This is a genomic window from Acinetobacter psychrotolerans (assembly GCF_048552595.1).
Taxonomy (GTDB): Bacteria; Pseudomonadota; Gammaproteobacteria; order Pseudomonadales; family Moraxellaceae; genus Acinetobacter.
This window is the reverse complement of record NZ_JBIMDK010000008.1, coordinates 129945-144015: the sequence shown is the minus strand read 5'-3', so window position 1 is coordinate 144015 and position 14071 is coordinate 129945. Positions and strand designations below refer to the sequence as shown.

11 protein-coding genes are annotated in these 14071 nt (G+C 36.4%); 6 read left to right on the top strand and 5 right to left on the bottom strand.

Annotated features, from left to right (window positions below):
• Window positions 1–355: 355 nt before the first annotated feature.
• Window positions 356–922, bottom strand: a complete 567-nt coding sequence (locus tag ACG94X_RS09580; protein WP_419383500.1) for a peptidylprolyl isomerase — start codon at window positions 920–922, stop codon at window positions 356–358.
• A gap of 375 nt (window positions 923–1297) precedes the next feature.
• Window positions 1298–2365 carry an alpha/beta hydrolase gene (locus tag ACG94X_RS09575; protein WP_419383499.1) on the bottom strand — a complete coding sequence of 356 codons (1068 nt, stop codon included), beginning with the start codon at window positions 2363–2365 and terminating at the stop codon, window positions 1298–1300.
• 203 nt (window positions 2366–2568) lie between these two features.
• On the opposite strand from ACG94X_RS09575, the gene ACG94X_RS09570 reads away from it, so the two are divergent.
• The 3 genes from ACG94X_RS09570 to erpA all read left to right on the top strand — a co-directional run bounded on the left by ACG94X_RS09570 (window position 2569) and on the right by erpA (window position 4897).
• Window positions 2569–3057: a hypothetical protein gene (locus ACG94X_RS09570; protein WP_419383498.1), complete on the top strand. Its 489-nt coding sequence runs from the start codon at window positions 2569–2571 to the stop codon at window positions 3055–3057.
• A gap of 360 nt (window positions 3058–3417) precedes the next feature.
• Window positions 3418–4422: a putative solute-binding protein gene (locus ACG94X_RS09565; protein ID WP_419383497.1), complete on the top strand. Its 1005-nt coding sequence runs from the start codon at window positions 3418–3420 to the stop codon at window positions 4420–4422.
• Window positions 4423–4561: 139 nt separating this feature from the next.
• The gene (erpA, locus tag ACG94X_RS09560) at window positions 4562–4897 is read left to right on the top strand and encodes an iron-sulfur cluster insertion protein ErpA (protein WP_419383496.1); all 336 of its coding nucleotides are present in this window, start codon (window positions 4562–4564) and stop codon (window positions 4895–4897) included.
• A 72-nt stretch (window positions 4898–4969) separates the two neighbouring features.
• Here erpA and ACG94X_RS09555 read toward each other — a convergent pair whose 3' ends face one another.
• The gene (locus tag ACG94X_RS09555; RefSeq protein ID WP_419383495.1) at window positions 4970–5806 is read right to left on the bottom strand and encodes an alpha/beta fold hydrolase; all 837 of its coding nucleotides are present in this window, start codon (window positions 5804–5806) and stop codon (window positions 4970–4972) included.
• A 151-nt stretch (window positions 5807–5957) separates the two neighbouring features.
• On the bottom strand, window positions 5958–7085 hold the full coding sequence (locus tag ACG94X_RS09550) for an anhydro-N-acetylmuramic acid kinase (protein WP_419383494.1): 1128 nt from the start codon (window positions 7083–7085) through the stop codon (window positions 5958–5960).
• Between the two features lie 80 nt (window positions 7086–7165).
• Here ACG94X_RS09550 and tyrS point away from each other — a divergent pair, with 80 nt between their 5' ends.
• Window positions 7166–8380: a tyrosine--tRNA ligase gene (gene tyrS, locus ACG94X_RS09545; RefSeq protein ID WP_419383493.1), complete on the top strand. Its 1215-nt coding sequence runs from the start codon at window positions 7166–7168 to the stop codon at window positions 8378–8380.
• A gap of 80 nt (window positions 8381–8460) precedes the next feature.
• Here tyrS and ACG94X_RS09540 read toward each other — a convergent pair whose 3' ends face one another.
• A complete protein-coding gene (locus tag ACG94X_RS09540) occupies window positions 8461–9426 on the bottom strand; it encodes a putative solute-binding protein (RefSeq protein WP_419383504.1) in 966 nt (321 codons plus the stop codon).
• Window positions 9427–9802: 376 nt separating this feature from the next.
• Here ACG94X_RS09540 and ACG94X_RS09535 point away from each other — a divergent pair, with 376 nt between their 5' ends.
• Window positions 9803–11740, top strand: a complete 1938-nt coding sequence (locus ACG94X_RS09535; protein ID WP_419383492.1) for an ATP-binding cassette domain-containing protein — start codon at window positions 9803–9805, stop codon at window positions 11738–11740.
• A 1281-nt stretch (window positions 11741–13021) separates the two neighbouring features.
• The gene (locus ACG94X_RS09530) at window positions 13022–14029 is read left to right on the top strand and encodes a putative solute-binding protein (protein ID WP_419383491.1); all 1008 of its coding nucleotides are present in this window, start codon (window positions 13022–13024) and stop codon (window positions 14027–14029) included.
• Window positions 14030–14071: the final 42 nt, after the last annotated feature.

The following is a 14071-nucleotide window of genomic DNA, read 5'->3' as shown; positions in this document are numbered from 1 at the left end:
GAGTAATTTCTACCATCAAATCAATGAAATAATTTCGATTGATCAATCAGTAAAAATCCACACAAGTTGTTCTTCATAATCTCTTAATGATCTTCTTCATGCTTCGTCAGCATAAAGAGCTGGACTAGATAAACCTAACAACTCAGCACTTCGTGCTTCGTTCGTTTCCGTCTATCTCGTCGGTATGGGTGCAGTATAGGGTAATTTCGTACGCATGCAAGTGCTTTTAACTGATTGTTTTCACGAGTGTTGTATTTTTATGCACTATTTTGGATCATTATTGTACTTTTTACATCATAAACCTCTAATATTAAAGCAGAAATATGAATATAATATTTCTGCTTTGTTTTTTTAGTTATTTTTTAGCACTTGTATTCACAGCTTGAATACTGATTATTTTTACAGCTTGTTTAGGTACATCTTCATACATACCCATTGTTGCTGTAGGTGTGTTGACGATTTTATCAACAATATCTAGCCCTTGCGTAACTTTTCCAAATACTGCATAGCCAGGATTACCCGTCGCTTTATTTAAGAAGTCATTATTCGCAACATTGATAAAGAATTGGCTAGATGCCGAGTTTGGATCATTAGTACGCGCCATTGCCAATGTTCCACGGGTATTCTTCAAACCATTGCTTGCTTCATTGCGTATAGAAGGTTGTGTTGCCTTTTCTTGCATTTTGCTATCGAAGCCTCCCGTTTGAATCATGAATCCCGGAATAACACGATGGAAAATCGTTCCATTGTAAAATTGACTATTTACATAACTTTTAAAGTTTTTAACGGTAATCGGTGCTTTATCATCGTAAAGCTCGATATTGATATTGCCTAAATTGGTTTTAATTTGCATATCTGTATTTGCAAATGCTTGATTCACTAACAGTATCAATCCTATGCCTAATCCTATCTTTTTGATCATTCTCTTGTTCCTGAGTCGTTTTAAATTAACCATTGCTTATATAGAAGTTACTTCAGCAATTTATATCTGAAGCTATCAAAGTTTAATTGACTAATCTATGTGACTAAACGAGCTTAAGCAATATGCTCTGAACTACAACTCTGTAGTTTGAATGTTCTGTATAGCAGAAAGAGTAAAAAGCTGTAGAAAAATTATATTGCATGAAACATTCTCGTGGAATTTTTCATGTGAAGGTTATCTCTATAAATGACTGGATAAGCCATCAGTTCACACGGCGATAAGGAATTTTGGAAATGAATCAAAAAATCCACTGTTTCATACAAAACAATGGATCATTGATTTTTGATACTTCAGGAAGCTTTATTATCCTAAAGGTTATTGTTTATCCCAAAATTTACGAAACTCTTTACTCATTTCGATCACGTTCTTTTTTGCTTTTTTTGAAATAGGTGTGAAATTAATAAAGCCATGTGTTTGGTCTTCATAATCTTGATAATGAATTTTCACACCATTTTGACGTAACTTATAAGCGTAGATTTTACCTTCATCATGAAGTACGTCATGCCCTGCTGTGATTACAAATGCGGGAGCAAGTTTTTTTAAATTGCCGTAAGTCGGTGAAATAATTGTGTCATCTAATGCGACATTATGACGAGCCGCATAAAAAGCTGTTACATGGTCAATATCCGACTCTGTCAAAACAAGCCCTTCTTTATACGCAAAGAAAGACGGATGACGGCTTTTAAAATCGACTGCTGGATAAATTAAGAACTGTGCTTGCGGTGCATAAACTGCATTCACCGTTCTTTGTGAAATGACTGCACTGATGTTACCACCTGCACTATCACCAGCAACGGCGATTCGGTTTTTCAAAATTTTAAATTGACGACGATTTTGATATACCCACGCCAATGCATCTTCACACGACTGAATCAGTTCACGGGGACCTACTTCTGGTGCAAGTGGATATTCAATACTGAGAACTTGTGCTTTCGCATGTGTTGCTATCAAACGGCACACTTCATCGTGTGTCTCTACACTACCCACCACAAAACCACCACCATGATAAAACACGATCATGGGTAATTTTTTATTCGGTGCAGGATGGTAATGTCGTGCGTAAACACTGCCGCTTTGTAAAGGAAGGCGAATATCTTCGACCAATTGAACATGCGTAGACTTGTTGGTAATCGACTGCATTTGCGACTCAAACTGCTTTCTCGAACGCTCAACATTTTCACCAATAAAACCAACTTTACCTTGTTTAAGCTGAGCAGCCATCAAACACTTTGTAAAACTGTCTAATTGTGGAAACTCATACGGGTATCCCAATAGCTTAGCTAATGATTCCTGAGCAAATGTAGGCAAACGATCTAACGTTCTACCTGCTGAACCTTGCCCTTTTTCGACTAAATCCTGAATACTACGTTGGAATGCGACCATTGAGATTCTTCCTTAAGTTTCCAAATTCTTCATATTTTCTACATCATCAGGCATTGACTGACTATATTCTTATACAAGTCTAGTAATCGATATACAAATACAAGCTTTCAATACGCTAATCTTAGTCTTATGACTTGTCATTGACTATTTTGCTATATATCAATTTTTTTTTGCTATTTTTGAATGTTCTGTGGAGGCACCATATGGCTATAAAAGTATTATTTGTTTCATTAATAACGTCTTTGATTGCTGTGGGTTGTGTTGCACTCCCTGATGATGGATACGATGCTCGTGGTTATGATCAGCGTAGTTATGGCTACAATGGCTATCCTGTATATCGCAACAATGATGATCGATATAACAACCGCTACGACCATCGATATGATCGCAACAATGATCGTGATCGTTGGGAACGTGAACGAGCTTATCGTTTGCAACAAGCAAGGAAAGAGCAAGACATTCGTCAGTATCAATTAAAGAAACAATCTTGGCAGCTTGAACAAGCAAAACGTCAGCAAGCTAAAAAGCAACCATGGCAACATCAAGGTCAAGATTGGAATAAAAGACCTACTCCGAGCCAAAGTTCGGATTCCAAGCCAGATAAAAAACAGTGGCAACAACATAATCGCCACGACCAAAAAGGTGATAAAAAGCCTGATAATCGTAAAAATAAAGATCAGAATACCAATTAACAGCATAAAAATCTGGGCTTAGCTCAGGTTTTTTTGTCTTTTCAGCACATCTTCTAATGATACAAAACCAAAAAAAATACTGATAAACAAAAAGTTAACCAGTTATCGTTTTGGTCAAATTAGTCCATATTTTTGTCATTTAAGTCATTGCGATTTTAGTCATTTCAAGTGATCATTTTCATGACTTCAATGCACTATGAAATTGAAAATAATTTACTTGGAAAATAATGATTCTGATCGAAAGTTTTTGCTTTTAGATGAATTTTATCTGTCATTGAATTAGACGTTTAAATGTAAAAAGTTCACGTGATCCAAATCACTGGAACATCAATAATATTAATCATGGAAAGGAAAAAAAGAATGAAATGGTCTCGTGCTCTCATTGTCGCTTCTAGTTTATTTGCTGCTGCGTCAACAACTCAAGCCAAACAGGTCATGTGTGTTTTTGACTTAGTGGGTAAAAATGGCGATGTTTATACTTTAATGAAAGATTACCAACTTGCAGCTAAAAACTGGGGTGCGGATATCGAGTTAAAAGTAAACAGTAATGAAGCCGTTATTGCAGAAGATTTTAAAGCTGGAAAATGTGATGCTGTCAGTATTACAGGTATGCGTGGTCGTCAATTTAATAACTTCACAGGTTCTTTAGATGCAATTGGTGCAATTCCAGATCTCAACTTAGCTGTTAAAATTATGCAAGGTTTAGCCAATCCTGCATTTGCAAAATACATGACCAGTGGTAAATATGAAGTAGTTGGTGTCATTCCAGTGGGTGATGCTTTCCTAATGGTCAACGACCGTAATATTAATACTGTAGCAAAAGCTGCGGGTAAGAAAATTGCTGTTTTAGACTATGATCAAGCGCAAAAAATCATGGTTCAACAAATTGGCGCACAGGCCGTCAATGCAGATGTAACCAACTTTGGTGCAAAATTCAACAATGGTCAGGTCGACATTATTGGCGCACCTGCCGCAGTATTTAAACCTCTAGAACTGCATAAAGGTCTAGGAACTAAAGGTGCAATTATCAACTACCCACTTTTACAAGTCACAGGTAATTTGATTATTCGTCCAGAAAAATTTCCAGAAGGATATGGTCAAAAATCTCGTGATTGGGTGAAATCTCAATTACCGCGTGCCAGTGGTATTATTGGTAAAATGAAAGCTGATATTCCTGCTAAATATTGGATGCAAGTCCCTGCAGGTGATAAACCTGGTTATCAAAAATTGATGCGCGAATCACGTATTAATTTAACCAAGCAAGGAATTTACAATAAAACCATGATGAAAATTCTTTGGCAATTCCGTTGTAAAAATGATCCGAAAAACTTTGAATGTGCACTTCAAGATGAGAACTACAAATAATTATTCAGTTAAATCCGATAGATTTAGTCTGAATTAATTTTCAAGTTCACGCACTGACCATATATTGAGTATGTTATTATACTGAATATATGGTTTTTGCTTTTTTAAACCATCCGAAATTGTCTGAGGAAAACCCATCATGAATGCACAAGCGCTTGAGATGACTGATAATGCTGCAAATAAAGTTCGCCAGCTGCGTGACAGCGAAGGCAATCAGGAACTAATGTTACGTGTATATGTAACAGGCGGCGGTTGTTCAGGTTTTTCTTATGGTTTTAACTTTGCTGAAAGCATGAATGAAGATGATGCTGAGTTTATCAACGGCGATGTAAAAATGTTGGTTGATTCTTTGAGTTATCAATATTTGGTCGGTTCTAAAGTTGATTATATTGAAGGCTTAGAAGGTTCACGTTTCATCATTCAAAACCCAAATGCAACAACGACTTGCGGTTGTGGTTCATCTTTCTCGATCTAAAGAATTCTGATCTTTTAAAATCCCTCAATTACTGAGGGATTTTTTTCGGCTTTTTATCCGTATTTCCGTCGATTAGATCGTCGCAAAAACATGCTCCGTCAATTCTTTAGCATTTTGTACAGGAATCCAGTGCGTCGCATCCATAATAATTTCGGTATACGGTGCATTCACATACTGTTTATTCAGTTTTACGCTTTTTTCACCAATCGCAGAATCGTGCTTACCCCATATAAATAACGTCGGAACTTTGACTGGCTGGGTCAAAAACTTACTTGAGCTAAAAGGAATTGCTCGATACCAGTTGAGTGCAGGAGTTAGACGATTACTCTGAACAATATCCTGCTGAAAATCTGTTAATTGCTGATCAGTCATCCCTGAATCTTTAAGTAATGCTCGCCCAACTTTTGATAGTTTATGGAACAACAATTCAGGAACTTTAGGTAATTGAAATAAGCCGAAGTAATAGGATTTAAACAATTGATTACTGCTAAACATAGAACGCATAAAAGCGGCTTTATGCGGTACAGAAATAGTAATTAAGTGTTGAATTTTTGCAGGATAACGCTGTGCAACTTCCCAAGCTACCACTGCGCCCCAGTCATGACCCATCAGGTAAACAGGTTGTCCAATAATATCCAATAGAGCATTTACATCTTCGACCAAAGCTGAACTGCGGTAATCACGGCGATTTTTCGGCTGCGCCCCTAAACTATAACCACGTTGATTGACCGCAAAAGTTCTGTAGCCTTGCTCATTTAGAATTTCTGCTGCTTCCCGCCAGCTTTTATTGGTTTCTGGAAAACCATGTAAAAGAACAAAAGCTTTCCCACCCAAAGGTCCGCTATCAATCACATCAAAAGTCAAACCTTCACGCTGATATTGCTCTAAACGTATTGTGGTTAAATCCATGCTGTATCTCTATTTATGCAAAATTAGAATTTTTATAATATTGGGGGTTTATGTTTTATTTTTTAACAGCAGTAAAGGACAGCCTATAGGCTAAACAGGTCGAGAATTGTTTAACAATGTCCAACCTGAACACCAAATCTATTCAAAGCAACTATACAGCCGTTATCGTTCCTAAAATACGATAGCCTTTTGCACCTGTTACTGTTGGTAAATTACCACTAAATTGTTGATCAAAACGCATTGCCAACCATGCGAATGCTGTTGCTTCCACCCATGTTGGCGCTAAACCAAGTGCAGAAGTGGTTTGTACTGACCAATTATGTTTACGCAAACGCCAACGCAATTGTTCTAATAAATGTGAGTTATAAGCACCACCACCACAGACATAGACTTCGCCTGTATCCAAAGTTGAGCGGTAAATGGCTTTTTTAATAGCACGAGTGGTCAATTTCATTAGTGTTGCTTGAACATTTTCAGGCGTATCTTCTAATTCATTATATTCTATATCATTGCGCCAATCTGAAATCTGCTCATCAAGCCATTCCAAATTAAAATCTTCACGACCTGTGCTTTTAGGTGGTTCTTTAGAGAAATATTCATGTGCTTGTAAACGGTCTAGTAAGCTGCGAATCGGTTGACCATAAGCTGCCCAGTTACCATTCTCATCATAAGGCTGACCAGTGTAACGGTGACACCATGCATCCATGAGAATGTTGGCAGGTCCTGTATCGAAACCATACACAGCATCTGGATTACCCGCAGGTAACATACTGACATTGGCAATACCGCCAAGGTTTAAAATCACACGGTGAATCGTCGAATGTTGGAACAAAGCTTGATGGAATGCAGGTACCAATGGTGCACCCTGCCCACCTGCCGCCATATCACGGCGACGAAAATCTGAAATGACAGGAATCTGAGCAATTTCAGTAATAATATTTGGGTCACCAATTTGTAAAGTAAAACCCAATTCGGGGCGATGACGAATCGTCTGACCATGTGAAGCAATGGCTTTAATTTGACTTCTGTCTAAATGATTGTCTTCTATGAGCTGATTAACACCATGACCAATCATTGTTGCAAGTGCTACATCTGCCTTCCCCATACGATCAATTTCATTGTCATCGGGTAATGTCAGCGCCATCAATTCATCCCTTAAATAAGGGTCAAATGGCACAGTCAAAGTGGCATGAATCTGCAAAGGATCAAATGAAGCAGCAACAAAATCGACGCCGTCCATGCTGGTTCCAGTCATTACGCCAATATAGATTGTTGTCATGAAATATTCTTCGCCTGCATCTTGCTGAAAAAATGTTAGTATATCGCACAAATGAGATAACTGATGTATTGGATTTTGTGATGTCAAATTTCCTGCCAGCGGAAGAACAACTTGCCCTCATCCAACGAGGCACACACGAGATTATTTCTGAAGAGGATCTATTAAAGAAACTCAAAGAGAATCGCCCTTTAAAAATTAAAGCAGGTTTTGACCCTACAGCACCAGATTTGCATTTGGGTCATACTGTTCTAATTAATAAATTAAAAACCTTTCAAGACTTAGGTCATGACGTCACTTTCTTGATTGGCGACTATACTGCCATGATTGGTGACCCAACGGGTAAAAGCGCAACTCGCCCACCGTTGTCACGTGAACAAGTTTTGGAAAATGCCAAAACTTATCAAGAACAAGTATTTAAAATTCTTGATCCTGCAAAAACAACAGTGCGCTTCAACTCTGAATGGTTTGCGACGAAGACTGCTGCTGATTTAATTCAATTGGCTTCACAGCAAACTGTTGCACGTATGTTAGAACGTGATGACTTTACCAAGCGTTATAACAACCATCAACCGATTGCGATTCATGAATTTTTATATCCTTTGGTGCAAGGTTATGACTCCATTGCACTTGAAGCGGATGTAGAGCTAGGTGGCACAGACCAAACCTTTAACTTGTTAATGGGACGTACACTGCAAGGTCGTTATGATCAACAAGCTCAAGTATGTATCACCGTACCAATTCTCGAAGGTCTCGATGGCGTCAATAAAATGTCTAAATCTTTAGGCAACTATATTGGCGTTTTTGATGCACCAGGGGCGATGTACCAAAAAGTACTCTCTATGCCTGATAGTTTGATTGAGCGTTATTTTGACCTGCTTAGCTTTAAATCATTAGATGAAATTGCTGTATTGTTAAAAGAAGTCGCCGAAGGTCGTAACCCTCAGGACATTAAAAAACTTCTTGCACTTGAATTGGTGGAACGTTTCCACGGTGCCGAAGCTGCTGCTCATGCTCATAAAGGTGCGGGAAATTTAATTACCGAAGGTGAAATTCCAGAAGGCACACCTGAAGTGATTATTTCACGTGGTGAGTTTGGTGGTGAAGTTTCAATTATTTCAATCTTACGCGCAGCGGGTTTAACCAAGAATTCAGCACAATCAAAAGATGCTGTTTCACGTGGAGCCGTTAAAGTGGATTGGCAAGTGGTTGATGCAGACTTCATGGTGAAGGAAAATGTAAGCCTGATCATTCAAGCCAGCAAAAAAGCCATTGCTAAAGTAACTTTTACTGACTAATTAAATGTTTATTTAGAATTTAAAAAAGCCATCTATATTGATGGCTTTTTTAATGTTTCGTGTTTTGTCCTAGAATAGGGTCACTCACCAGAAAGTGAACATTCAAAGTTAGTACGATCAACTGTACATCGTGCTCTTTTTAAAACTGACATCATTACTGGATCATAAACTCCTGTTTTAGTCAGCTCAATACGTCCATCACGAAGTAATTTTTGATAACGAATTTCATCTTCTTTTGGAATATTTAATTTATATTTTGCAGGAATCTCTCGTTCTATACGCTCTATACTTTTAAATGAACCTGGTAATTGCTTTACAAACCACTCTCTAGATTTCAAACCAAAATCATGTGGAAACTTATCAGATTTCGTAATCAAATCAGCCGTTACATTGACTACAGGATAATTAAACATTGCACCATTGCTACCTAAACCTTTTTGAATTTCTAATGGCTTATAGGCATAAGCGGGTGCACCAATAATATCCACTTCACCGCTATTAAATTTTTTCACAAAGTTAAAAATATCAGATGGAACACCTACAGCCCCTACACGCTCAACCGCTGTTTTTTGAGCAGCATCATAATGCAAATAAGCAAACTTCTTACCTCTACTCTTTTCGATCGTATTAATTGAACGATCACGAACAAAAATATAAGCAATGCCTATTGGAGTGATACCCACCAATTCATAGTCTATTCCATTTTTTTCGGAAACTAATCTTTTAGCATTCCGTTTATCCAAAGCATAGGTGATTGCCTTACGAGCAATATCATTTGAAGTAACCCCGCCAAGTGCATCAATCGAACCACCGAATCTATTGTATTCACGAGCACGCATAGAGGTCATTGCAGCCCCATCACATTTCTTCGTTTTAAAATCCTTCGCTACTTGTTCTTCATTTTGATATGCCACTAAACTGACATCTGCACCCCAAGCTTTAGATGCTAAAGCCCACTCCTCCATCAGCTTATATGACTCACCAGCTTTCCCCAATAAATCGAAAACACAGACATTTTGTTTAGCTTGTACAAAAGTCGGTGCCATAAACGAAATAAAAGTAGCACAACCTATAATTTTAATTCTATTCATAAAATACCTTTTTATATTTTCCTATTTTTGAATATTATAATGTGATTTAAATCATAAAAATATAGGTTTATGCTTACAATCTATCTTTTTATATGTTTTTAACATCATCAAATAAACACCTACAAATCAATGTAGTAGTAAAATTTATTCAATTTAATTGGTATTTTCCTCACCAATTTTTTAAATAAACTTAAATTAAAATAAAATTAATTAACTCAATCTCAATAATATGGTTTAAATATTTTTATCCTCATATATATGCAATTAGCGTTTTTGAACTCTCACCTTTTCCTTTAGAATACCTCACCCCATATTTGGTAGTTTATTCATCATGATTCAGTTAGAACAACTTTCTATACGCCGCGGTGGACGTGTACTTTTTCAAAAAGCGTCTATGCAACTCCATCCTGGTTGGAAAATTGGCTTGACTGGTGTCAATGGTGCAGGTAAATCAACCCTATTCTCAGCACTATTAGGTGGTATGGAATCGGACAGCGGTTCTTTGACACGTCCAGCAGTTTGGACTGTGGCGCATATGGCGCAAGAAATCAAAGCTTTAGACATGAAAGCGATTGATTTTGTTTTGTCTGGGGATGAAGAATTTTGGGAAATCCAGCATAAACTAGATAATCCCGATGTATTAACAGACGAAGAACTTGCTCATTTATATGGTCGCTTTGATGAAATTAATGGCTATTCTGCGCCATCTAAAGCTTCACAATTAATGGCAGGTCTTGGCTTTTTTGAACATCAATCTGAATTACACGTATCAAGCTTTTCAGGTGGATGGCGTATGCGCCTGAATTTGGCACGTACACTCATGAGCCGTTCAGATTTACTCTTACTCGATGAGCCAACCAACCATTTAGACTTAGATGCAATTTTGTGGTTGGAAGATTGGTTAAAAGCTTATGAAGGCACATTGGTGCTTATTTCACATGACCGTGATTTCTTAGATGCCGTAACAGACCATATTCTACATATCGAAAACCAAGAATTAATTCTCTATACTGGGAATTACTCAACATTCGAACGTACGCGTAGTGAACGTTTAGCACAACAACAACAAGCTTTTGAAAAGCAATTAGAAACACGTGCACATTTACAGAAATATATTGACCGCTTTAAAGCCCAGGCAACCAGAGCCAAACAGGCGCAAAGTCGTATTAAACAGTTAGAGCGCATGCAAGAACTTTCTGCTGCGCATGTCGATACACCATTTACCTTCAGTTTCCGTGAACCAAGCAAAATGAGTTCGCCATTACTTGAACTTGAAAATGCGGATATTGGTTATGGCGACAAGCTGATTGTGACCAATGTCAATTTACAAATCACCCCAACCAGTCGTATTGGTTTATTGGGAATGAATGGTGCAGGTAAATCGACCGTAATTAAATCATTAGTTGGCGACTTACAATTACTCCAAGGTGATCGTAAAGATTCAGAATTATTAAATATCGGTTATTTTGCACAGCATCAAATGGATGCTTTGGATGGCAATGCAAGCCCAATGCTGCAATTGGCACGTATTGCCGATAGAAAAGTCAGTGATGCAAGTTTACGTTCATTCCTCGGTAGCTTTGGTTTCAGTGGCGAACGTATGGACACTCCAAGTGAAAGCTTCTCGGGAGGCGAACGTGCGCGTTTAGCACTGGCTTTAATTGTATGGCAACGTCCAAATGTATTGATTCTAGATGAACCAACCAACCATTTAGATTTAGATATGCGTCATGCTTTAACCATGGCACTCACAGATTTTGAGGGTGCTGTAGTCCTTGTTTCGCATGAACGTCAATTGGTTGCCAGTGTTTGTGACGAATTAATCCTTGTTCATGGTGGCGAAAGTCGTGAATTTGATGGTGATTTGGTCTCTTATGCGGATTGGTTACGTCAAGCACGTCTTGATATGATCAAAAATGGCGGTAAACAACCTGCTCCCCCTGTGAAATCTAGAGTTGAAGTACAACCAAGCATTTCAAAACTGGATAAAGAAGGACAACGCAAAGAAATGGCGCGTCGCCGTGAAGCTGCTCGTCCAATCCGTAAAAATATAGAAAAAAATGAAGCTCAAGTCGCTAAATTACAATCGCGTTTAGCTGAAATTGAAGGATTACTTTCAGATACTGCAATTTATGAAGCGAACCGAAAAGATGATTTGCTTAAATTAATGAATGAGCAAACTAAGTTAAAGGCTCAATTAGCAATAATTGAAGAGCAAGTTTTAGAATTGATGATGGAACTTGAAGAGCTTGAAAGCTCATTTGAATAAGTTCAATCAAGCAAGAAAGTAGCTTCAAGCTACTTTCTTGCTTTTTTTAATCATCTCAAATGACTCAACATTAAAATTATTAATCTTAATTTTAAAAATACAAATAAATATCAATAATTTAAAAATAAAATCTTCATAAAATTCCCACAATGATGACTTACTTGAGCTTGAAACTAATAAAAGAAAAGAATGCCATCCAAGTGTCATTCAACAAAAAGACATGAAATATCGTACTTTACATGAACACTTCAAACTCTTTTCAATCAATTCCAACAACAATTTTCAGAAACATATCGTTTTCTCAACGATTCTGGTTGTTTCTACTCAGATTAGAGCCTGAATACACCAGCATTTATTGATTTCACAGCAAATATGACTGTTTTAAGCAAAACAAAAATTGCATATTAAATATCATCCATAAAATTAATTGCATAAAAAAGCACATACAATAAAAATATAATTATCAAAAATCAAAAATTAGAGATAACAACATAGCTAATTAAGTCGCCATCAAACCAATGTCTTCTTATCACATCTACTTATTACGCTTACAAAATCCATATTTTTCTAATAAAACTTAATTTCTTCATTTTACTTTCAATCCAATTCATTTTTTTAATTTCATTCGTATATTTAAAAAATCAGCAACTTACACACCAATTAAAATCATAACTTTTATTTATAATTAAAAACCGCAATCGTGGAACATATTAGAACCACTACACAACCCTGTTTTTTATACAAATATAAGCTAGATTTCAATTTTTTAGTCATGAGTTAAATTGTGGATAAAGTTATAAATTTAAAATACTTAGCTTTTCTTAGATGAAGTAATATCTAATAAGATTTTGATCAAAAATGTTTAAATTAAATGATTTTCGCTCTGCTTTAGCCTTTAAAAATAAGTTATCCACAAAGTTTCCCCTACATATATTGATTAATTAGTAAACAAATTTCAAGTATAAAATTTAATCGATTTGGTTATTTTTATTTATTTTTAAATTCAAATATTTGATAGCGTTTTAATTTTAAACTTACAAATTTCTTTACATAGATGCGTAATATTTAAACAATTTATGATTATAAGCTATACAACTAACCTAAATTTATGATTTACTTATATAAATAGAGAGTAAATAATAAAATAAAGAACCTAATTCACAATATTTTTCAAAAAATGCAAATAAATGGAGTAAATGCTCTATTTTTTTTAAACAAAGCTGATTAATATTGCGCTTATGGAGAGTTCCTAGAGTTACACAATTAAATAAGGACGTAAAAATGAAAAAAATTGCGCTTGCTATCGCTGCAACTTCGATCTTTGGTTTTACTGCTACAACACATGCTGCTGTAAATATCTGTGTATTTGATTTACTTGGTAAATCAGGTGAATCATTCCAAATGGCTCAAGAATGGGCACTTTCAGCTAAATCTTGGGGTACAGATGTTGTTCTACTACCAAAACAAGATGAAGCTGTTGCGGATAATGATTTTAAAGCAGGTAAATGTGATGGTGTGTTCATGACTGCTATGCGTGCACGACAATACAATAAATTTGCGGGTTCAATCGATTCAATCGGTGGTGTTCCGAGTAATAATATCGCACAAAAAGCGATTACATTTGCATTAGATGCACGTAATGCAGCAAAAATGACCACAAATTTAGGTGGTAAAAAATATGAAGTGGCTGGTATTTCTCCATTAGGTTCAGCATTCATCTTTGTTCGTGACAAAAGTATCAATTCAATTGAAAAAGCTGCTGGTAAGAAATTTGCTGTATTAAGTTATGACAATGCACAGAAAATTTTAGTTCAACGTGTAGGCGCTCAAGCCGTTCCATCGGATGTGACGAACTTTGTTGCTAAATTCAACAATGGTCAAGTGGATATGGTTGGTGCTCCTGCATATGCATATAAACCTTTAGAAATTTACAAAGGTTTAGGAACGAATGGTGCAATGTTCAACTTCCCAGTTTTACAAGTCACGGCAGACCTAGTGATTCGTCCAGAAAAATTCTCCGCAGGGTTTGGTCAAAAATCTCGTGATTATTTCATTAAAAACTTACCGAAAAGTTTTGCGATGATTAACCGTTTAGAATCAGGTATTCCAGCTAAGTTCAAAATGAATTTAACGCCTGATGATAAACTTAAATATCAAAAATTAATGCGTGAAGGTCGTTTAGAATTAACCAAAATGGGTATTTACGATCCAGCGATGATGTCTGTATTGAAAAAAGCACGCTGTTCAGTTGATAAAGCAAACTTTGAATGTTCACTTGGTGGTGAATAAGTTTTAAAACTTATTTAACAGAAAAATAGATGCAAAAAAGCC

What these genes read in the sequence shown, in the direction of transcription:
- ACG94X_RS09580 (WP_419383500.1), bottom strand. Translation starts at nt 922, where the DNA reads ATGATCAAAAAGATAGGATTAGGCATAGGATTGATACTGTTAGTGAAT.
- ACG94X_RS09575 (WP_419383499.1), bottom strand. Translation starts at nt 2,365, where the DNA reads ATGGTCGCATTCCAACGTAGTATTCAGGATTTAGTCGAAAAAGGGCAA.
- ACG94X_RS09570 (WP_419383498.1), top strand. Translation starts at nt 2,569, where the DNA reads ATGGCTATAAAAGTATTATTTGTTTCATTAATAACGTCTTTGATTGCT.
- ACG94X_RS09565 (WP_419383497.1), top strand. Translation starts at nt 3,418, where the DNA reads ATGAAATGGTCTCGTGCTCTCATTGTCGCTTCTAGTTTATTTGCTGCT.
- erpA (WP_419383496.1), top strand. Translation starts at nt 4,562, where the DNA reads ATGAATGCACAAGCGCTTGAGATGACTGATAATGCTGCAAATAAAGTT.
- ACG94X_RS09555 (WP_419383495.1), bottom strand. Translation starts at nt 5,806, where the DNA reads ATGGATTTAACCACAATACGTTTAGAGCAATATCAGCGTGAAGGTTTG.
- ACG94X_RS09550 (WP_419383494.1), bottom strand. Translation starts at nt 7,085, where the DNA reads ATGACAACAATCTATATTGGCGTAATGACTGGAACCAGCATGGACGGC.
- tyrS (WP_419383493.1), top strand. Translation starts at nt 7,166, where the DNA reads ATGTCAAATTTCCTGCCAGCGGAAGAACAACTTGCCCTCATCCAACGA.
- ACG94X_RS09540 (WP_419383504.1), bottom strand. Translation starts at nt 9,426, where the DNA reads ATGGCACCGACTTTTGTACAAGCTAAACAAAATGTCTGTGTTTTCGAT.
- ACG94X_RS09535 (WP_419383492.1), top strand. Translation starts at nt 9,803, where the DNA reads ATGATTCAGTTAGAACAACTTTCTATACGCCGCGGTGGACGTGTACTT.
- ACG94X_RS09530 (WP_419383491.1), top strand. Translation starts at nt 13,022, where the DNA reads ATGAAAAAAATTGCGCTTGCTATCGCTGCAACTTCGATCTTTGGTTTT.